The organism is Lentzea sokolovensis (assembly GCF_033949975.1).
In the GTDB taxonomy this organism is placed as follows: domain Bacteria; phylum Actinomycetota; class Actinomycetes; order Mycobacteriales; family Pseudonocardiaceae; genus Lentzea; species Lentzea sokolovensis.
The window spans coordinates 453,286-471,157 of record NZ_JAXAVU010000014.1; the positions used below are offsets into that span (position 1 = coordinate 453,286).

The following is a 17,872-nucleotide window of genomic DNA, read 5'->3' on the forward strand; positions in this document are numbered from 1 at the left end:
TTTTGGCATTGGACGTCATAGATCGCGCGGTCCAGGCTGGGTTCATGACCAAGGTGACCTGCGATCTCTCGATCTCCCTCGACGGCTACGCGGCGGGGCTCGGCCAGACCGAGGACCGTCCGTTCGGGGACGACGGCGGCGACGGCTGGGGCAGCGAGCTGCACGCGTGGATGGAGGATCCCGCCGAGCAGAAGTGGCAGATGGACCGTCTCGCCGAGACGAAGGCGTTCATCATGGGACGCAACATGTTCGGCCCGGTCCGCGGCTCGTGGGACCGCACGTGGAACGGCTGGTGGGGCGACGATCCTCCGTACCACGCGCCGGTCTTCGTGCTCACCCATCACCCGCGCGAGCCGCAGCCGATGGAGGGCGGCACGACGTTCCACTTCGTGACCGAGGGCATCGCGGCGGCGTTCAAGCTCGCCCGCGAGGCTGCGGGGAACGGCAACATCTCGATCCACGGCGGCGCCACCACGATCAACCAGTACCTGACCGCGGGCCTCATCGACGAGCTGCGGCTGCGGATCGTGCCGGTCACGCTCGGCGCCGGCACGCGGTTGTTCGACGGCGTTCCCGGGCTGAACCTCGAGCAGGTCGACTCCCGCGCGGGCACCTCCTTCACGCATGTGACGTACCGGGTCGTGCGCTGATTGGAGTCTTGATCGCTCCACATCGTCAGGCCAAGGTGAGGAAGGTTCAGCTACCTGAACACCTCGGAAGCCGACGGCGTCAGACGAGGAGCACGAATGCGGAAACGCACGACGATCGTCCCCCTGCTAGCCCTGCTGACCCTGGCCCTCCCCGCCCCCGCGACCGCCCAGCCCAACGGCACGGTCGTCTCCGGGCAGGCCAGGTTCCAGATCCTCTCCCCCACCCTGATCCGGTCCGAGTTCGCCGGGAACAACGCCTTTGAGAACCAGGCCACTTACAACGTTGTAAACCGCACGATCCCCCGCACGGCCTACACGTCCCGCGTGCAGGACGGGTGGCTGACCATCACCACCTCGGCGCTGACCCTGCGCTACCGCGTGGGCTCCGGGCCGTTCCGCGCGGACAACGTCGAGCTGAAGACGGCCGGCACGACCGCGTCCCCGTGGCGGCGGGTGGTCTGTGCGACCGGACAGCTGTGCGAGGTCGAGGACCAGCAACGGGAAGGCGTGCTGATCGCGGCCGATCACGCCGGCAGCACCGGCTCCGGCTTCGCCGCCGGGTTCTCCTACACCAACAACGGGATCACGGCGACCGTGCGCGCCTCGGCCGCGGGCCGGCACCGGGTCGTCGTGAAGTACGCGAACGGGCAGGGCGGCGACGGCAAGCACGAGAACCGCACGCTCCGGCTCGGCGTCGACGGGCAGGCACCTCGTCAGATCACCCTGCCGGCGACCGCGAACTGGGACACCTGGCAGCAGGTCTCCTCCGAGGTCGACCTCTCCGCTGGTGAGCACCGCATCTCGCTCACGCGAGGCGCGGCCGACTCGGGCAACGTCAACGTTGACAGCCTCGCGCTGCTCACCGGCGACCAGGCCTATCCCGGCGTGCGGGCGGTGGACGACTGCCGGTTCGGCACGAGCTGCGAGGCCGAGAACGCGGTGGTCAGCGGCGCCGCGAAGATCGCTGTCGAGCACGCGGGGTTCGCGGGCACCGGGTTCGTCGCCGAACTGGTCGGCGGCACGCGGCTGAGCCAGCGCGTCACCAGCGTGCCGGCGGCGGGCACGTATCCGGTGGCGCTGCGTTATGCCAACGGTGTCGGTGGCGACGGCAAGCACGAGCCGCGGACCGTGCTGCTCAACGGGCAGGCGATCACGTTGCCCGTCACGGCGAACTGGGCGACGTGGGCCACGGCGACGGCACAGATCTCGTTGCCGGCGGGCACTTCCGACCTGAACGTCACGTGTCCGGACTCCGGTTGCCACGTCAACCTCGACACCATCGGGGTCAACACGTCGGCGCAGCACCTGGCGCTCGGCGGCTACCGGCGTTCGCTCGACGGCTACACCGGCACCAACGGCGATCCCCAGCTGACCCCGGGTCTGCTGTACCGCGACGGCTGGTACCTGCTGGACGACACGACCTCCGCGCTGCGCAACGGAACCCCGCGGGTGGATCGGGGCGCGCAGCCGTACCAGGACGGGTACGTGTTCGGCTACGGCCAGTACTACAAGACCGCGCTCGGTGATCTCACGACGCTGACCGGTGGGCCGAAGTTGTTGCCGCGCTGGGCTTACGGCGTCTGGTACTCGGAGTACATCGACCGGACCGCCGCCGACTTCCGCGACCGCATCCTGCCCGCCTTCCGGCAGCACGGGGTGCCACTGGACGTTCTGGTGGTCGACACGGACTTCAAGGCGGGCAACACCTGGAACGGCTGGCAGATGGACCGGTCGAAGTTCCCCGACCCGCAGGGGTTCCTGGACTGGGCGCACGGCGAAGGCCTGCACAGCACGTTGAACATCCACCCGAGCATCCAGGGCAGCGACCCGGACTTCGCCCGTGCGCAGGCGACCGCGAAGGGCAAGCTGGCCAAGGGTTCCTGCACGGACTGCTACGTGTTCGACTGGGGCGACCCCGACCAGCTGCGCGCCTACCTGGAGCTGCACCAGAAGATGCCGACCGACTTCTGGTGGCTCGACTGGTGCTGTGACGGCTCGGGTTCGTCGTTGCACGGCGTCTCGCCGGACTCGTGGATCAACGAGCAGTACTCGAAGATCGGCTCGTTCGCGTTCTCGCGCGGGTTCGGATCGTTGCAGGCGGGCGGGTACAGCGGTTCCGGACCGCTGCCGACCGGGCCGTGGGCGGAGAAGCGCACGACCCTGCACTTCACCGGCGACACGTCGTCGACGTGGGGCGCGTTGAAGGGCACGATCGGGTACACGTCGGCCGAGGGCGCGTCGACCGGGATGTCGAACATCAGCCACGACATCGGTGGCCACAACGACACCACCGGTCTGCGCGGGTCTGAGCAGTACCTGGACAACGGCCAGGTCCGCTACACCACCAAGATGCCGGACGACATGTACGCGCGGTGGGTACAGCTCGGCGCGTTCCAGCCGATCACGCGGCTGCACAGCAACCACAGCGACCGGTTGCCGTGGCAGTACGGTCCGGCCGCGCAGGCGTCGGCGACGAAGTTCCTGAACCTGCGCGAGCGGCTCGTTCCGTACATCTACTCGGTGGCGGAGCAGGCGCAGCGGACGGGTGTCCCCCTGGTGCGTCCCGCCTACCTGGAGCATCCGGGCAGCCCGGAGGCGTACTCCACTGTGGACAGTCAGTTCCTGCTCGGGCCGGACGTGCTGGTCGCGCCGATCACCACGCCCGGTGACGTCGGCGAGACGCGGGTCTGGTTCCCGCCCGGTCAGTGGACCGACTACTTCACCGGAAAGGTCTACCAGGGCAACACCTGGGCCACGGTCAGCGCGGGCTGGGACACCATGCCGGTGTTCCTGCGCGCGGGCGGCATGCTGGTCGAGCGCACGAACAACGTGTCCAACGACGCCAAGAACCCGGTCGACGCGCTGACCGTGCACGTCACGGCCGGAGCGAAGGGCGAGTTCACGCTCTACGAGGACAGCGGGCGCACGCGGATCATCCAGCACGGCGACACGATCGTGGTGCTGTCCGGCAAGGTGTCCGAGCAGGACTGGAAGTTCGTCGTGCACAAGGCGGACGGGTCCAGCCACGTCGTGCAAGCGCGCAACTCGCCGGCGGTGGTCAGTCTTCGGGCACCCAGGTGAGCAGCCTGACCTTCGCGACGGTGCGCACGTGCTTGCGCATCGCCGCGGCGGCCTTCTTCGCGTCCCCCGCGGCGATGGCCTCGTAGATCGACGTGTGCTGCGCCAGTGACCGGGAGGGGCGCCCCGGCTGGCGCAGCGACTCGGTGCGGCTCTCGGTGATCTGCTCGGCGATGGTCTTCATGAACTCGGCGAGCAGCGAGCTGTGGGCGGCGGCGGTGACGGCGGCGTGGAAGCGGCGATCCCCTTCCACGCCGTTGTCGCCGTCGGCGATCTCGTCGCGCATGAAGTCCAGTGCCGCGCGGATGGTCTCCAGTTCGGCGTCCGTGCGGCGTTCGGCGGCGAGTTCGGCGAGCTTGGTCTCCAGCGCCTCGCGGGCCTCCAGCACCTCGGGCAGGCGCTTGCGGCGTTCGACGAGCTGCTCGACCGGTTCGACGTCGAGGGTGTCGCGCACCAGGTACGTGCCGCCGCCGTGCCGTGCCTCGACCAGGCCCTGGACCTCCAGCACCACGATCGCCTGCTTGACCGACGCGCGGCTGACCCCGAGGCTCGCGGCGAGGTCGCGTTCGGCGGGCAGCCTGTCCCCCGCGCTCAGCCCGGCTTCGACCACGTGCGCGCGCAGGCGTTCGAGCACCTGCTCGTACAGGCGGGATTTGACCATGGGCCGCAGTGCCTCGGACATCGGCCCAGGATAACCGGTCAAGTGGCTCATCCACTAGGCCACCTCTTGACAGCTGCTGGACAGTGGGCGGAAAGTGGCTGAACCACTTGGCCACTGAGCCAGCTCTGGCCATCCACCCGGACAGCCCCAACGACGGGAGCCCTGCATGTCCGCCGAACTGATCTCGATACTCGTGCTGGTCGTGGTGTTCGTCATCGCCACGACCAGGTCGATCAACATGGGTGCGCTCGCCTTCGCCGCGGCCTTCGGGGTCGGCACGCTGGTGGCGGACATGAAGACCGACGACATCTTCAAAGGCTTCCCCGGCTCGTTGTTCGTCGTGCTGGTCGGGGTGACGTTCCTGTTCGCCATCGCCCGCGCCAACGGCACCACGGACTGGCTGGTGCACATCGCGATCCGGTTGGTCGGCGGGCGGATCGCGTTGATGCCGTGGGTGATGTTCGCGATCACCGGCGTGCTGACGGCGATCGGCGCGGTGAGCCCGGCGGCGGTCGCGATCGTGGCGCCGATCGCGATGGGGTTCGCGGCCAAGTACCGGATCAGCCCGTTGCTGATGGGCGTGATGGTGGTGCACGGCGCGCAGGCCGGCGGCTTCTCCCCCATCAGCATCTACGGCACGATCGTCAACGGCATCGTGGCCAAGGAGGGCCTGCCGGGCAACGAGATCGTGCTGTTCCTGGCCAGCCTCGTGGTGAACCTGCTGATCGCCGTCGTGGTGTTCGTGGTGCTGGGCGGGATGAAGCTCGCGCGGCATCCACTCGACGCGCCCGCGCTCGCCCGCGCCGGTGGTGGTGGAGAGACCCCTGGTGGGGACGATGGTGGGCGCGCTCGCAGTGGGGGTGACAACGGTCTCGGCGGCGGAGTCGGCGCCGATGACGGCGGCGGCGCGACCGCCGACGAGCGCGTCACCCTGACCGCACCCCGCATCGCCACCCTGCTCGGACTGGCCGCGCTCGTCGTGGCCGCGCTGGTGTTCGACCTCGACGTCGGCCTCGCCGCGATCACGGTCGCCGTGCTGCTCAGCGTGGTGTGGCCGGAGACCTCCAAGGAGGCGATCACCCAGATCACGTGGCCGACCGTGCTGCTGATCTGCGGCATCCTCACCTACGTCGCCGTCCTGCAGACGATGGGCACGATCAAGTGGGCGGGCGACTCCGTCGCGAGCGTCGGCGCTCCCCTGCTCGCCGCCCTGCTGATCTGCTACATCGGCGCGATCGTGTCCGCGTTCGCGTCGTCGGTCGGCATCATGGGCGCGCTGATCCCGCTGGCCGTGCCGTTCCTGTTGCAGGGCGAGGTCAGCGCCATCGGCCTGATCGCGGCGCTGGCGGTGTCGGCGACCGTGGTCGACGTGAGTCCGTTCTCCACCAACGGCGCCCTCGTGCTCGCGGGCGCGCAGGACGTCGACCGCGACAAGTTCTTCAAGCAGTTGATGGTCTACGGCGGGATCATGGTCGCGGCAGCGCCGCCGCTGGTCTGGCTCGCCCTCGTCGTCCCGGGAATCTGGTGAGTCCATGTTCGCCTTGCAGTCAGACCGCGTCGCCCTCCGCTTCGGCGACCGCACCCTCACCCACACCGAACTGGCAGCCTGCGCCGGACCGTTGGCACAGCAGCTGTCCGGCCTGCCTCGGGTGGCGATCTGGGCGACCCCGGCCATCGAGACGTGCGTCGCGGTGGTCGCGGCCCTGCTCGCCGGGGTGCCCGCCGTGCCGCTCAACCCGAAGGTCGGCGAACGCGAACTCGCCCACATCGTGGCGGACAGCGCGCCCGCCCAGGTGCTGGCGGCTCCCGGCACGCGGCTGCCCGCCGGGCTGGACTCGGTGCCACGACGGGACGTCACGCTCGACGGCGGCCCGGTCGCACCGTTCGCCGAGCCCGGCGACGAGGCTCCGGCGTTGATCGTCTACACCTCGGGCACCACCGGCTCGCCCAAGGGCGTCGTGCTGCCGCGCCGGGCCATCGTGTCCACTTTGGACGCGGTGGCGGAGGCGTGGGAGTGGTCGCCGGACGACGTGCTGGTGCACGCGTTGCCGTTGTTCCACGTGCACGGGCTGATCCTCGGCGTGCTGGGCCCGTTGCGGCGCGGTGGCACCCTGCACCACCTCGGCAAGTTCTCCACCGACGGCGTGGTGCGGGCGCTGGACGGCGACGGCACGATGATGTTCGGCGTTCCGACGATGTACCACCGCATCGCCGAAGAGGTCGGCGGCGACCTGAAGCTGGCCAACGCGTTGAGCGGCGCACGGCTGCTGGTGTCGGGTTCGGCGGCGCTGCCGGTGCGCGACCACGAGCGGATCGCCGTCGCGACCGGGCAGCGGGTGGTCGAGCGGTACGGCATGACCGAGACGCTGATGAACACGAGCGTCCGCGCGGACGGCGACCGCAGGCCGGGCGCGGTCGGAGTGCCGTTGCCGGGCGTCGAGGTGCGACTCGTCGACGACGCCGGACTGACGCTGGACGACGTCGGCGCGATCGGTGAGATCCAGGTACGCGGACCGAACCTGTTCACCGAGTACCTGAACCGTCCCGACGCGACCGCCGAGGCGTTCGCGGACGGCTGGTTCCGCACCGGCGACGTCGGCACGCGCGACGAGGACGGCTACTTCCGCATCGTGGGCCGCAAGGCCACGGACATCATCAAGAGCGGTGGCTACAAGATCGGCGCAGGCGAGATCGAGAACGCCCTGCTGGAGCATCCCGGGGTGAAGGAGGTCGCGGTGACCGCTGAGCCCGACGAAGACCTGGGCGAGCGGATCGTCGCCTGGGTCGTGTCCGCCGACGTGGTGGCGTCGCCGGACGAGCTCGCCGACCACGTGGCACGGTTGCTCACGCCGCACAAGCGGCCTCGGGTGGTGCGGTTCGTGGAGTCGTTGCCGCGCAACGACATGGGCAAGGTGATGAAACGTGCTCTGCGGACGTGAGCCGGCCCGTGCGGTGATCGGCCTGGTGGCGTCGTCGTTCGCCGAGCTGCCGGACGACCTCGGACCGTCCGGAGTGGATGGACCGCTGCGGTGGCCCGGCTACGGCGACCAGCTCTCCCGCGCGGCCGCCTCCACCGGTGAGCGCGAGTCCGTCGTCTGCGGCGTCGCCGAGGTCGGTGGCGTCACGGCCGTGGTGGTGGCGTTCGAGTTCGGCTTCCTCGGCGGCTCGCTGGGCACCCGCACCGGTGCCCGCATCGAGCAGGCCTTCGCACACGCCCGCGAGCTGCGGCTTCCGGTGGTCTCGCTGGTCGCGACCGGGGGCAGCCGCATGCAGGAGGGCACGCTCGCGTTGATGCAGCTGTCCCGGATCGCCCGCCAGATCACGCTGACCCGCGAGGCCGGACTGCCGCACGTCGCGGTGCTGCGCGATCCCACGACCGGCGGCGGCTGGGCCACGCTCGGGGCGGGCGCGGACGTCGTGCTGGGACTGCGGGGTGCGCAGGTCGGGTTCGCCGGGTCGCGGGTGCGGCCGCCGGGGTACTCGGTGACGCAGCAGTTCGCGGCCGGGCTGGTCGACCAGCTCATGCCGCCAGAAGAACTGCCCGGCCGGCTGGAGCGCTGGCTGCGGCTGCTCACCACGTCCGCCGACGGCCCCGCGCCGGTGCCGTCGGCGCTGGGGCAGGCGACGTTGCCGAAGACCGGGTGGGACGCGGTGGTGCGCGCTCGGACGCTGGGCCGTCCGCGGGCCAAGGCCTATCTCGGCACCTACTTCGACTGGCACGAACCCATCAACGGTGACCGCGCCGGTGGCGTCGATCCCGGGGTGCTGTGCGGGTTCGGGCATCGCGACGGGCAGACCATCGCGTACGCGGCTCAGTGCGGCACGGCGACACGGCCTGCCGGGTTTCGCACGGCGGCGCGGCTGGTGCGGCTGGCGGACCGGCTCGGCATTCCGGTGCTGACGCTCGTCGACACACCGGGTGCGGCCAACGACGCCGGCGCCGAGAAGGCCGGGGTGGGCGCGGCGATCGCCGACATGTTCACCGCGATCGCGGCGGCGCGGGTGCCGGTGACGACGCTGGTGATCGGAGAGGGCGGGTCCGGTGGCGCGCTGGCGTTCGCCGCACCGGACCGGATGTGGGTGACGCCGGACAGCTACTTCGCGGTGATCTCACCCGAGCTGGCCACCGCGATCCTGAAAAGGGACCCGGCGCAGGCCCGGCAGACGGCGGACCAACTGCGGCTGCGGCCGCAGGACCTGGTCGAGCTGGGCGTGGCGCAGGGGATCGCCCAGCTCGACCAGTCCGCTGATCAGGCCACGGCCAGGTAGAGGAAGGCCAGAAGCGAACTCGGGACGCAGATCGTCACGAGTCCGACCACGCCGTAGAACGGCTCTTTCTTCTGCACCATCGCGCCCAGCGCACCGACACCGATGAGCACGGACGCGAGCAGCAACACCAACACGACATAAGACATGCGAGATCCTCAGGAGTCAGGGGTACGGAGAGCCGGGAGCACCGCACGAGGCGGCGCCCGGCTCGACCACTGACCCGAGGTCGTCGCCTCGACGCTCAAAGCGCCGCTGACGAACACCCGTGCCCGGACTTGCGGCGGGCACGGGTCGGTCACCGCCCCGAGCAGCGCCCAGCAGGCGTCCGGGGACGCCGTCGCCTGCACGTGGACAGCCGAGACCGGAGCGTTCAGCCCCGAACCCGGCTGGTCGGACGCGACCTCACGCGTGCTCGTGCCGACGAACGCCAGCAGCAGGGCCAGCAGGAGCGCCGGCCACCTCACTGAGCCGCTGCCCGCCTGCGGAGGAAGAACTCGCCGACCGGTTCCACGTACCGCGCCGCGATCGGCCCGATGATCGCCATCAGCAGCACGTACGCCGTGGCGAGAGCGGCGAGCTGGTCGCTCACGTGGCCGGACGCGACGGCCAGACCGGCGATGACGATGGAGAACTCGCCGCGTGCCACGAGAGCGGCTCCGGTGCGGGCGCGGCCCATCAATCCGATGCCCTGCCTGCGCGCCGCCCACCAGCCCGTCGCGACCTTCGTCACCGTGGTGATCACCGCCAGCAGCACCGCCATGCCCAGCACCGGCGGGATCGTGCGCGGGTCGGTGTTGAGGCCGAACACGACGAAGAACATCGCGGCGAACAGATCTCGCAGCGGTTCCAGCAGGCGCGTGGCGTTCTCGGCGGTGGAGCCGGAGATCGCGATGCCCAGCAGGAACGCGCCGACCGCGGCGGACACCTGCAGTTCCGAGGCGATGCCCGCGACGAGCAGCGCGGAGCCGAGGAGCTTGAGCAGGAACACCTCGTGGTCCGGACTGTCCACAACGGCCGAGATCACGCGGCCGTACTTCAGCGCCACCACCAGGACCACGGTGATCGCGAGCAACGAGATGCCGACGGACGTGAGTCCGCCGAAGAAGCTGACACCCGCGAGCACGGCGGTGAGCACCGGCAGGTACACGGCCATGGCCAGGTCCTCGAACACCAGGACCGAGAGGATCACCGGTGTCTCGCGGTTGCCGAGGCGGCCGAGGTCGCCGAGGACCTTGGCGATGATGCCGGACGACGAGATGTAGGTGACGCCGGCCATCGCGAGCGCCCCGACCGGGCCCCAGCCGAGCATCAGCGCGACGATCGCGCCGGGGGCGGCGTTGAGCAGGATGTCGAGGAGACCGGCCATCCACGACTTCTTCAGGCCGGTGGTCAGTTCGGAGGCCGAGTACTCCAGGCCCAGCAGCAACAACAGCAGCACCACGCCGATCTCGCTGGCCAGGTGCGCGAACTCCTCGATGCCGTGCAACGGGATCAGCCCGCCGGACCCGAACGCGAGACCGCCGACGAGGTAGAGCGGGATCGGCGAGATGCCGAATCTCCAGGCGAGGCGGCCGAGCAGGCCCAGTCCGAAGAAGACCGCACCCAGTTGGATCAGGGCGATCGTGGTGTCGTGCACTGGCTCAGCCGCCCGTCAGGATGTCCGCGGCGGTGTCGAGACCGTCCGCGGTGCCGACGACGACCGCGAGATCGCCGTTCTCGAACAGGAAGTCGGGGCCCGGCGACGGATGCGCGTTGCCCGCCCGCACCACGGCCACGATCGACGCGCCGGTGCGGGTGCGCAGCGCGGTGTCGCCGAGAGTGCGGGACGAGAACGCCGTGACCGGCAGCTGACGGGTGGTGATCCCGGTGATGTCGGCGTGCTGCCTGGCGAGCTTCGAGACGAGCTGCGGCGCCCCGAGCAGACCGGCGAGCGTGCCCGCCTCCTCCGGCGTCAGCGGGATCGAGGCGGCGGTCGTGTCCGGGTCGTCCTGTTTGGACATGATGAGCTCGAACTTGCCGTCGCGGTAGGAGATCACGCCGATCCGGCGGCCGGAGCGGATGGAGAAGTCCTGCCTGACCCCTATGCCGGGCAGGGGCGTCACTTCGACGTTCACTCGAGTTCCTAGGGTTCGATGAGCCCGGCGCGGATCGCGTACCGGGTGAGTTCGAGGCGGTCCTTGAGCCCGAGTTTCTGCAGCAGGTTGGCCCGGTGCCGCTCGACGGTCTTGACGCTGATCACGAGCATGTCCGCGATCTCCTTGGAGGAATGACCCTCCGCGACCAGCTTGAGGATCTCCTCCTCGCGATCGGTGATCGCCTTGGCCGGGAAGCCGTTGCCCTCCTTGGCGCGGTCCAGGTAGTTGCGGATCAGCGAGTTCACCGCGCCGGGGTAGAGGAACGGCTCGCCGCGCATCGCGGAACGACACGCCTCGACCAGGTCGCGGTCGGCGACGGACTTGAGCACGTACCCCGACGCGCCCGCCTTGAGCGCCTCGAAGAAGTACTGCTCGTTGTCGTACATCGTGAGGATCAGGATGCGCAGGTCGGGCAGGAGTCTCGACAGCTCGCGGGCTGCTTGGAGGCCGGTCAGCCGCGGCATGGCGATGTCGAGGATCGCGAGATCCGGCTGCTCCCTGCGGGCCATGGCGATCGCCTCGGCGCCGTCGCCCGCCTCGCCGATCACTTCGAGGTCCGGTTCGTTGTCCAGGATCAGCCGGACGCCGCGGCGGACGAGCGCGTGGTCGTCCGCGAGCAGGATGCGCACGGTCATTCGCTCTCCCCCTTCGCCTTGACGACGAGCCTGACCTCGGTGCCGTTCGCCGTCGATCCGACCGCGAGGTCGGCGCCGACCAGCAGCGCGCGTTCCCGCATGCCCCGGATTCCGGCTCCTTCCTGACTGCCGCCGATCCCCCGGCCGTCGTCGCGCAGCCGCAGCTCCACTTCGGACGGACGGGCGGTCAGGCTCAGTTCGATCTCCTGGGCGTCCGCGTGGCGCACGGTGTTGGTGAGGCCTTCCTGCGCCACGCGGTAGACGACCAGCTCGGTCTCGGCGTCCAGCGCGGGCAGGTTCTTGTCGAACGACCGCCGGATCGTGAGTCCCGCCGGCTCGCCGATCTCCCGCGTGAGGGCCTTGAGCGCGCTGACCAGCCCCAGTTCCTCCAGCACACCCGGTCGCAGCCGGCGGGCGATGCGGCGGATCTCGTCGAGCGTGCTGCGCGTGGTCTCCTGCACCTGCAGCAACTCCTCGCGGGTCTCCCGCGGCGACTGGTCCGCCACCCGCTTGAGGCCGAGCAGCACCGCCGTCAACGACTGCCCGACCTCGTCGTGCAGTTCCTGCGCCACCCGGCGGCGTTCCGACTCCTGCGCGGACAGGGCGATCGCCGAGCTGTACCCGCGCTCGGCCTCCAGCCGGTCGATCATGGTGTTGAAGGTGGTGATCAGCTCGGCGATCTCACCGTGCCCCGTCGCCTGCAGCCGCGGACCCGGCTTGAGCAGGTCGATCGTGGTCATCGCGCGGGTGAGCCTGCCCAGCGGCGCGAGCCCCACCCGGATCAGCACGGCGTTCGCGATCAGCATCACGACCAGGCCCGCCGCCAGCACCACCACCTCGCGCAACGGCGCCGGCGTCGACACCGTGGCGGGCCCGAACACCAGCAGGGCGGCCGCCGTCACCAGGACCAGGGCGTTGAGCAGGAAGATCCGCCCGAACAACGACACGCGCGCCGCCTCTCCGTGATCACTTCCCGCCACGCCTGCGAGGCTGACTGGCGAGGGCGCCACCTGTCCATCCGTGGCAACACCCATGTTCGCGGGGCGATGGCAGGTGCGCCGGTCGGCGAGGTGACGGCGGGGCGGAGGTGGGGACGGTCACGCCGGGTGGAGTGACGCGGGCCGCATCGGCGGGTGGCGACACCCACGCCCGACGCCGACTGTCCGCCCAGGCCACCGCCAGGTTGAGTGCGGTGACGGATCGCCAGAACCCAGGTCACTGACGCATCGTGGAACCCGACGCCCTCAACCCCCAGCTGGGAGGCGCCCGATGACCACTCGCCAGAAGACCTGGCCGCTCCACCTGATCGCACTCGCGCTCGTCGCGGCAGGCCTGTTCATGCCGCACGCGCTGCTCGTCGCCGCCGGGCTGATCCTGGCGGGCTCGGTCGCGCTCAGGCCGCCAGCGGAACGGTGAACACCCGCAGGAACGTGTCGAGCAGCTCGCGGTCGCCCCGCAGCTCCACCAGACCGTCCCGCATCACCGCGATGATCACCCGGTAGGCCGCGAGCTGGTCGTCGGCGAGCTGCGGAACCATGACCAGGTCGGGCTCGACCGGGGCCGGGCCCAGGCCGGTCACCAGTTCGCCGTCGGCGATGACCGCGTGCACCACGGCGTCGCGGACGTGGATCTCCCAGGACGCGGTCAGGCCGGCGGCTTTCGCGGGCTGGAACGCCGTGCGGAGGCTCAGCACCGCGCCTTCCGGCGTGACGACGTCGCCCGGTTGCGGGTCGCCGAGCTGGGTCGCGCCCCAGCGCGCCAGGGACAGCAGCGCGGGCTCCAGCGACCTGCCGACCTCGGTGAGCGCGTAGACGACACCCCGCGCGGGCGCCGGGGCGACCTGACGCTCCACGATGCCCGCCTGTTCCAGCTCCTTGAGGCGCGTGGCCAGCACGTTCGTCGGGATTCCCGACAACCCCGTCTGCAGCTCCGAGTAGCGACGCGGCCGGACGATCAGGTTGCGCACGATCAGCAGCGCCCACCGCTCGCCCACCAGTTCCAGCGCGCGGGCGAGGCCGCAGTACTGGCCGAAATCACGTCGCTTCACGCACTCACCGTAGCAAGCTTGCATTAGCGTAGCCAACTGCGTGATTCAAAGCTCACTTGCAAAAAGCAAGCGGCTGCGTCTACCGTCGTCCGCACCACTCCCCCGAACTCGAAGGACTTCAGGTGACCGCACTGCTTGATCGCACAGACACGGCCTCGCGCCGGCCGTACCTGTCACGCGGCGTGGGCTTCGCGGGCATCTCGGCCGCGATGGTCGCGATCCTGGTGGCGGCCGGGGCGCCGACCCCGTTGCTGCCGGTCTACCAGCACCAATGGGGGTTCGCGCCGTGGGTGCTGACCCTCGCGTTCGGCGTCTACGCGTTCTCGCTGCTCGTCGCGATCCTGGTGATCGGGTCGCTGTCGGACCACATCGGACGGCGCCCGCTCATGATCGCCGCGCTGGGCATCGACCTCGTCGCGATGCTGATGTTCCTGGTCGCCCCGAGCATCGGCTGGGTCATCGCCGCACGGGTCGTGCAGGGTGTCGCGACCGGAGCCGCGTCCAGCGCGCTCAGCGCGGCCGTCGTCGAGCTCGCGCCGGAGCGGTTCAAGAAGCTGGGCGCACAGATGACCAGCATGGCGCCGCTCGGCGGGCTCGCGATCGGCGCGCTCTTCGCGGGCGTGCTGGCCGAGTTCTCCTCGAACGCGGCCTTCGACGTGTGGTTCGTGCTCGCCGTGGTGATGGCGGCCGGGACGATCTTCGCGGTCTTCACGCCGGAGACCGCGACGCGCAAGCCGGGCGCGATCGCCTCGCTCAATCCCCGCATCTCACTGCCCGTGCAGGTGCGCAGGCTCTACTGGACCTCGGTTCCGGGCATCGTCGGCGGGTTCATGACGATGACGGCGTTCATGGGACTCGTGCCCGCGTTGCTGGTCGCGGTGTTCGCCGTGAAGAGCCCGATCATCGGCTCGCTGCTGGCCTTCGTCGCTCTCGGAGCGTCCACTGTGGCCTCCGCGTTCAGCAGCGGGGTGAAGGCTCCGAGGCTGCGGCTCGGCGGCACGATCGCGATGGTCGCCGGCGCCGTCCTGTTCATCGGCAGCATCGGGGCCGTCTCACTGCCCCTGCTCTGGGCGGCCGCGATCGTGGGTGGAGCCGGGATCGGCGCCTCGTTCGCCGGCACCACCCGCGGGCTCGTTCCCGAGGTCGCGCCGCACGAGCGGGCTGGTCTGTTCACCGCGATCTTCTTCGTCGGCTACCTCGCGATGGGCAGCTCGGCGATCATCGCGGGACTGCTCGTCGGCGTCGTCGGCGCGGCGCCCATGGCGGTCGGCTACGGCGTCGTCGTCGCGATCGTGACGCTGGTCAGCGTGGTCGCGATGGTGCGCCTCAACCGGAAGTGATCTTGTCGGCGTGGACGTGCGTGCGCACCCCCTGGGGGTCGAACAGGATGAGCAGTTCGACCGCGCCGCCGTCCGCGCTGCCCAGCCAGTGCGGCTTCGAGGTGTCGAACTCGGCGGCCTCACCGGGCGGCAACGTCAGGTCGAGGTCGTCGAGCACCAGCCGCAACCGTCCGTTCAGGACGTAGAGCCACTCGAACCCGTCGTGCGTCTGCAACGTGGGGTCAAGTGGTTCCGGGACGGCCGGGATGAGCATCTTGAACGACTGCACCCCGCCCGGCCGCCGCGACAACGGCACGAACGTCATGCCGTACTTGTGGATCGGCTTGAGGTGGATGCGCGGGTCACCGGTGCGCGGGGCGCCGACGAGGTCGTCCAGCGGCACGTCGTAGGTGCGCGACAGCGGTAGCAGCAGTTCCAGGGTCGCCCGCCGCTGCCCGCTCTCCAGCCGCGACAGGGTGCTCTCCGAGATGCCGGTGGTCGTCGCGAGGTCGGCGAGGGTGATGCCGCGGTGCCGGCGCAGCGTCCGCAGCCGTGCGCCCACCCCGTCGAGAACGTCTTCGGTTTCGCGGTTCACGACCGCCATCTTGCCACCATGGCAAGTTTTCGTGCCAGGTCCGGCAACCTCGGCCCAGGCTGGGCTCATGAAACGGCTCCTGCTCGCACTGCTGCTCATGATCACGGCCTGTTCGGCACCTCCGGAGATCCCGCCGCACGCTCAGGTCACCCAGAACGATCCGGCCTTCCAGAAGACGTTCCGGCACGAGTTCGCCGACGTCGAGGGCGTGCGGATGCACTACGTCACGGGCGGCGGCGGCAGCCCGGTCGTGCTGATCCACGGCTGGCCGCAGACCTGGTACGGCTGGTGGCCGATCATGCCCGCGCTCGCCGAACGCCACACCGTCTACGCGCTCGACCTGCCCGGTCTCGGCGACAGCACCGGCACGCCGAAGGGCTACGACAAGGCCACGCTCGCGCGCTACGTCCACGCGCTGACCAGCAAGCTCGGCCTCAGAAACGCCTCCATCGTCGGCCACGACCTCGGCGCCGCCGTCGCGTTCCAGTACGCCAGCCAGTTCCCCGGGGACACCGCCCGCCTGGGCTACCTCGACCTGCCGCTACCGGGACCGGCGATCGACGCGCGCAGCTACCGGAGCCTGAGCTGGCACATCGCGTTCCACTCGCAGCGGCAGGTGCCCGAGGCGATCGTCCAGAACGACGTCCGCGACTACCTCGAGCTCTTCTACCCGCAGGTCGCCCACCAGGGCAGCGCTTTCGGTGGCACGTCGACGAAATCCCCGTTCGCGGACGACGAGATCGACGAGTACGCGCGGACCTACGGCAAGACCCTGTCGAACGGCTTCGAGCTGTATCGCGCGCTGGATCAGGACGTCCGCGACACCGAAGCCGCCCGGCCGGCCCAGGCCCCGACCCTGGTCATGGCCGCGGAAGGCCAGGCGCAGGCGATCGCGGGCACGGCGGCCCCGCGGATGACGAACATCGTGCGGGCGCTGGACGTCCCGCACGCCGGCCACTGGCTGGTCGAGGAGAATCCTCAGTTCGTCACCGCGGAACTGCTGCGGTTCCTCAGTTCATGACCGGCACGCGGTCGGCCCACGGCAGCGCCTCTTCCAGTTGCGCCGCGAGCTTGATCAGCATCGACTCCCCCGCGAGCGGCGCGACGAACTGGACGCCGAGCGGCAGCCCGTCCGCCGTCCAGTGCAGCGGCAACGACAGCGCGGGCCGGCCGGTGATGTTCGCGAGCTGCGTGTAGGGCACCCAGCCGAGGTTGTCGGAGATCATGTCGTCGACGATCTTCGTGTGCTTGAGGAACCGGGCCGTGCCGGTCTTGAGCAGCACGTCGGTGGCCCGTTGCAACGACACCGGCAGGTCGAACCGGCCGACCTCGGGCGGCGGGGTCGCCAGGGTGGGCGTCAGCAGGAGGTCGTAGGACTCGAAGTACGTGCTCAGGCGGCGGGTGTGCTCGTGCCGCCGCTGCACCGCGTCCACGTAGTCGACGCTGCTCGTGGCCCGTCCCAGCGCGGCCATGAGCAGCGTGTCGCGTTCGAACGCGCTGTCCGGCGCCCCGGTCAGGCGTTTCGCGTCGGCGACCTTCCAGGCGAGGTTCACGAACCACGTCAGCAGGAAGTCCTTCGCGAGCACGGCGTCGTCGAACGGCGCCTGCGGCAGTTCCTCGACGTGGTGGCCCAGTTCGGTGAGCACCTGCACGGCGGACGCGACGGCCGCGTACGCCTCGGGGTGCGGGTCCGGGTTGATCGCCGACGGCACCCGCACGCCGATCCGCAACCTGCCCGGCGCCTGGCCGACGCAGGAGGCGAACGATTCCGCGGGGAGCGCGGGCGAGTACGGCCCGGCGAGCTCACCGCCGCAGATGACGTCGAGCATCGCGGCCGTGTCGCGGACCGTCCTCGACACCACGCCCTGCACCGCCGCGCCGTGCATCATCTCGGCGGTCTCCGGGCCGAACGGCGTGAGTCCGCGTCCCGGCTTCAGCCCGACGAGCCCGCAGCACGCCGCCGGGATCCGGGTCGAGCCGCCGCCGTCGTTCGCGCCCGCGCACGGCACGATCCCGGCGGCGACCGCGGCGGCCGAGCCACCCGACGACCCGCCGGGAGTCCTCTCCAGATTCCACGGATTGCGCGCGGGACCCCAGACCGTCGACTCGCTGATCGCCTTCGCGCCGAACTCCGGCAGGTTGGTCTTGCCGAAGATCACCAGGCCGGCGTCGATCCAGCGCTGGACGACGGTCGAGTGCTGGGCGACCTTGAGCGCCTTCAGCGAGAGCGACCCGTTCGAGGTGGGCAGGCCCGCGTAGTCCTGGCCGAGGTCCTTGATCAGGAACGGCACCCCGGCGAACGGGCCGGTGAGGTCGTCCGAGGGTTCGGCGGGGACGTCCCGCACGATCGCGTTGAGCCGCGGGTTCACCTCGGCGGCGCGCTCCCGTGCCGTCGCGAGGAGTTCTGCCGCGGAGACCTGCCTGTCCGCGACGAGCCGGGCCAGCCCGGTGGCGTCGTACTTCCGGTACTCGTCGAATTCCAC

At 70.4% G+C, this 17,872-nt stretch carries 18 protein-coding genes; 8 read left to right on the top strand and 10 right to left on the bottom strand.

Annotated features, from left to right (window positions below):
• The first annotated feature begins 44 nt into the window (after window positions 1-44).
• Together SK854_RS36160 and SK854_RS36165 are read left to right on the top strand one after the other, a co-directional pair.
• Window positions 45-650 (top strand): dihydrofolate reductase family protein, encoded by a 606-nt coding sequence (locus SK854_RS36160; protein ID WP_319979638.1) that lies wholly within the window; start codon window positions 45-47, stop codon window positions 648-650.
• Window positions 651-746: 96 nt separating this feature from the next.
• A complete protein-coding gene (locus SK854_RS36165; protein WP_319979639.1) occupies window positions 747-3,731 on the top strand; it encodes a TIM-barrel domain-containing protein in 2,985 nt (994 codons plus the stop codon).
• Here the strand turns inward: SK854_RS36165 and SK854_RS36170 are convergent.
• Entirely contained in the window at window positions 3,709-4,410 is a 702-nt protein-coding gene (locus SK854_RS36170; RefSeq protein WP_319979640.1) for a FadR/GntR family transcriptional regulator, read from the bottom strand. The two genes, SK854_RS36165 and SK854_RS36170, sit on opposite strands and share 23 nt — an antisense overlap.
• 145 nt (window positions 4,411-4,555) lie before the next feature.
• Between SK854_RS36170 and SK854_RS36175 the strand changes: the two genes are divergently transcribed.
• The 3 genes from SK854_RS36175 to SK854_RS36185 are packed head-to-tail and all read left to right on the top strand — an operon-like array spanning window position 4,556 to window position 8,658.
• Complete coding sequence (locus SK854_RS36175; protein ID WP_319979641.1) at window positions 4,556-5,917, top strand: SLC13 family permease; 1,362 nt, start codon at window positions 4,556-4,558, stop codon at window positions 5,915-5,917.
• A gap of 4 nt (window positions 5,918-5,921) precedes the next feature.
• Window positions 5,922-7,328 carry an acyl-CoA synthetase gene (locus SK854_RS36180; RefSeq protein WP_319979642.1) on the top strand — a complete coding sequence of 469 codons (1,407 nt, stop codon included), beginning with the start codon at window positions 5,922-5,924 and terminating at the stop codon, window positions 7,326-7,328.
• A complete protein-coding gene (locus SK854_RS36185; RefSeq protein ID WP_319979643.1) occupies window positions 7,312-8,658 on the top strand; it encodes a carboxyl transferase domain-containing protein in 1,347 nt (448 codons plus the stop codon). Before SK854_RS36180 ends, SK854_RS36185 begins: the two co-directional genes overlap by 17 nt.
• Here SK854_RS36185 and SK854_RS36190 read toward each other — a convergent pair.
• Genes SK854_RS36190 through SK854_RS36215 form a run of 6 tightly spaced genes read right to left on the bottom strand, consistent with a single transcriptional unit; the run spans window position 8,640 to window position 12,408 of the window.
• Complete coding sequence (locus SK854_RS36190) at window positions 8,640-8,804, bottom strand: hypothetical protein (protein WP_319979644.1); 165 nt, start codon at window positions 8,802-8,804, stop codon at window positions 8,640-8,642. The genes SK854_RS36185 and SK854_RS36190 overlap by 19 nt on opposite strands.
• A 9-nt stretch (window positions 8,805-8,813) precedes the next feature.
• Window positions 8,814-9,122 carry a hypothetical protein gene (locus SK854_RS36195; RefSeq protein ID WP_319979645.1) on the bottom strand — a complete coding sequence of 103 codons (309 nt, stop codon included), beginning with the start codon at window positions 9,120-9,122 and terminating at the stop codon, window positions 8,814-8,816.
• Complete coding sequence (locus tag SK854_RS36200) at window positions 9,119-10,294, bottom strand: cation:proton antiporter (RefSeq protein WP_319979646.1); 1,176 nt, start codon at window positions 10,292-10,294, stop codon at window positions 9,119-9,121. The genes SK854_RS36195 and SK854_RS36200 overlap by 4 nt, the downstream gene beginning before the upstream one ends.
• A 4-nt stretch (window positions 10,295-10,298) precedes the next feature.
• On the bottom strand, window positions 10,299-10,772 hold the full coding sequence (locus tag SK854_RS36205) for a cation:proton antiporter regulatory subunit (RefSeq protein ID WP_319979647.1): 474 nt from the start codon (window positions 10,770-10,772) through the stop codon (window positions 10,299-10,301).
• Window positions 10,773-10,780: 8 nt separating this feature from the next.
• Entirely contained in the window at window positions 10,781-11,428 is a 648-nt protein-coding gene (locus SK854_RS36210) for a response regulator transcription factor (protein ID WP_319979648.1), read from the bottom strand.
• Window positions 11,425-12,408 (bottom strand): HAMP domain-containing sensor histidine kinase, encoded by a 984-nt coding sequence (locus SK854_RS36215; protein ID WP_319979649.1) that lies wholly within the window; start codon window positions 12,406-12,408, stop codon window positions 11,425-11,427. The genes SK854_RS36210 and SK854_RS36215 overlap by 4 nt, the downstream gene beginning before the upstream one ends.
• A 289-nt stretch (window positions 12,409-12,697) precedes the next feature.
• Here SK854_RS36215 and SK854_RS36220 point away from each other — a divergent pair, with 289 nt between their 5' ends.
• Window positions 12,698-12,844 (top strand): hypothetical protein, encoded by a 147-nt coding sequence (locus SK854_RS36220; protein ID WP_319979650.1) that lies wholly within the window; start codon window positions 12,698-12,700, stop codon window positions 12,842-12,844.
• Here the strand turns inward: SK854_RS36220 and SK854_RS36225 are convergent.
• Window positions 12,822-13,475 (bottom strand): winged helix-turn-helix transcriptional regulator, encoded by a 654-nt coding sequence (locus tag SK854_RS36225; protein ID WP_319979651.1) that lies wholly within the window; start codon window positions 13,473-13,475, stop codon window positions 12,822-12,824. The two genes, SK854_RS36220 and SK854_RS36225, sit on opposite strands and share 23 nt — an antisense overlap.
• Window positions 13,476-13,597: 122 nt before the next feature.
• Between SK854_RS36225 and SK854_RS36230 the strand changes: the two genes are divergently transcribed.
• The gene (locus SK854_RS36230; RefSeq protein ID WP_319979652.1) at window positions 13,598-14,815 is read left to right on the top strand and encodes an MFS transporter; all 1,218 of its coding nucleotides are present in this window, start codon (window positions 13,598-13,600) and stop codon (window positions 14,813-14,815) included.
• On the opposite strand, the gene SK854_RS36235 is transcribed toward SK854_RS36230, so the two are convergent.
• On the bottom strand, window positions 14,802-15,389 hold the full coding sequence (locus tag SK854_RS36235) for an XRE family transcriptional regulator (RefSeq protein ID WP_319979653.1): 588 nt from the start codon (window positions 15,387-15,389) through the stop codon (window positions 14,802-14,804). The genes SK854_RS36230 and SK854_RS36235 overlap by 14 nt on opposite strands.
• 67 nt (window positions 15,390-15,456) lie before the next feature.
• Here SK854_RS36235 and SK854_RS36240 point away from each other — a divergent pair, with 67 nt between their 5' ends.
• Window positions 15,457-16,410: an alpha/beta fold hydrolase gene (locus tag SK854_RS36240; protein WP_319979654.1), complete on the top strand. Its 954-nt coding sequence runs from the start codon at window positions 15,457-15,459 to the stop codon at window positions 16,408-16,410.
• On the opposite strand, the gene SK854_RS36245 is transcribed toward SK854_RS36240, so the two are convergent.
• Window positions 16,400-17,872 (bottom strand): amidase, encoded by a 1,473-nt coding sequence (locus SK854_RS36245; RefSeq protein WP_319979655.1) that lies wholly within the window; start codon window positions 17,870-17,872, stop codon window positions 16,400-16,402. The two genes, SK854_RS36240 and SK854_RS36245, sit on opposite strands and share 11 nt — an antisense overlap.

Coding starts and splice junctions, on each gene's coding strand:
- SK854_RS36170 (WP_319979640.1), bottom strand. CDS start 4,410: ATGTCCGAGGCACTGCGGCCCATGGTCAAATCCCGCCTGTACGAGCAG.
- SK854_RS36175 (WP_319979641.1), top strand. CDS start 4,556: ATGTCCGCCGAACTGATCTCGATACTCGTGCTGGTCGTGGTGTTCGTC.
- SK854_RS36180 (WP_319979642.1), top strand. CDS start 5,922: ATGTTCGCCTTGCAGTCAGACCGCGTCGCCCTCCGCTTCGGCGACCGC.
- SK854_RS36190 (WP_319979644.1), bottom strand. CDS start 8,804: ATGTCTTATGTCGTGTTGGTGTTGCTGCTCGCGTCCGTGCTCATCGGT.
- SK854_RS36210 (WP_319979648.1), bottom strand. CDS start 11,428: ATGACCGTGCGCATCCTGCTCGCGGACGACCACGCGCTCGTCCGCCGC.
- SK854_RS36240 (WP_319979654.1), top strand. CDS start 15,457: ATGAAACGGCTCCTGCTCGCACTGCTGCTCATGATCACGGCCTGTTCG.
- SK854_RS36220 (WP_319979650.1), top strand. CDS start 12,698: ATGACCACTCGCCAGAAGACCTGGCCGCTCCACCTGATCGCACTCGCG.
- SK854_RS36160 (WP_319979638.1), top strand. CDS start 45: ATGACCAAGGTGACCTGCGATCTCTCGATCTCCCTCGACGGCTACGCG.
- SK854_RS36165 (WP_319979639.1), top strand. CDS start 747: ATGCGGAAACGCACGACGATCGTCCCCCTGCTAGCCCTGCTGACCCTG.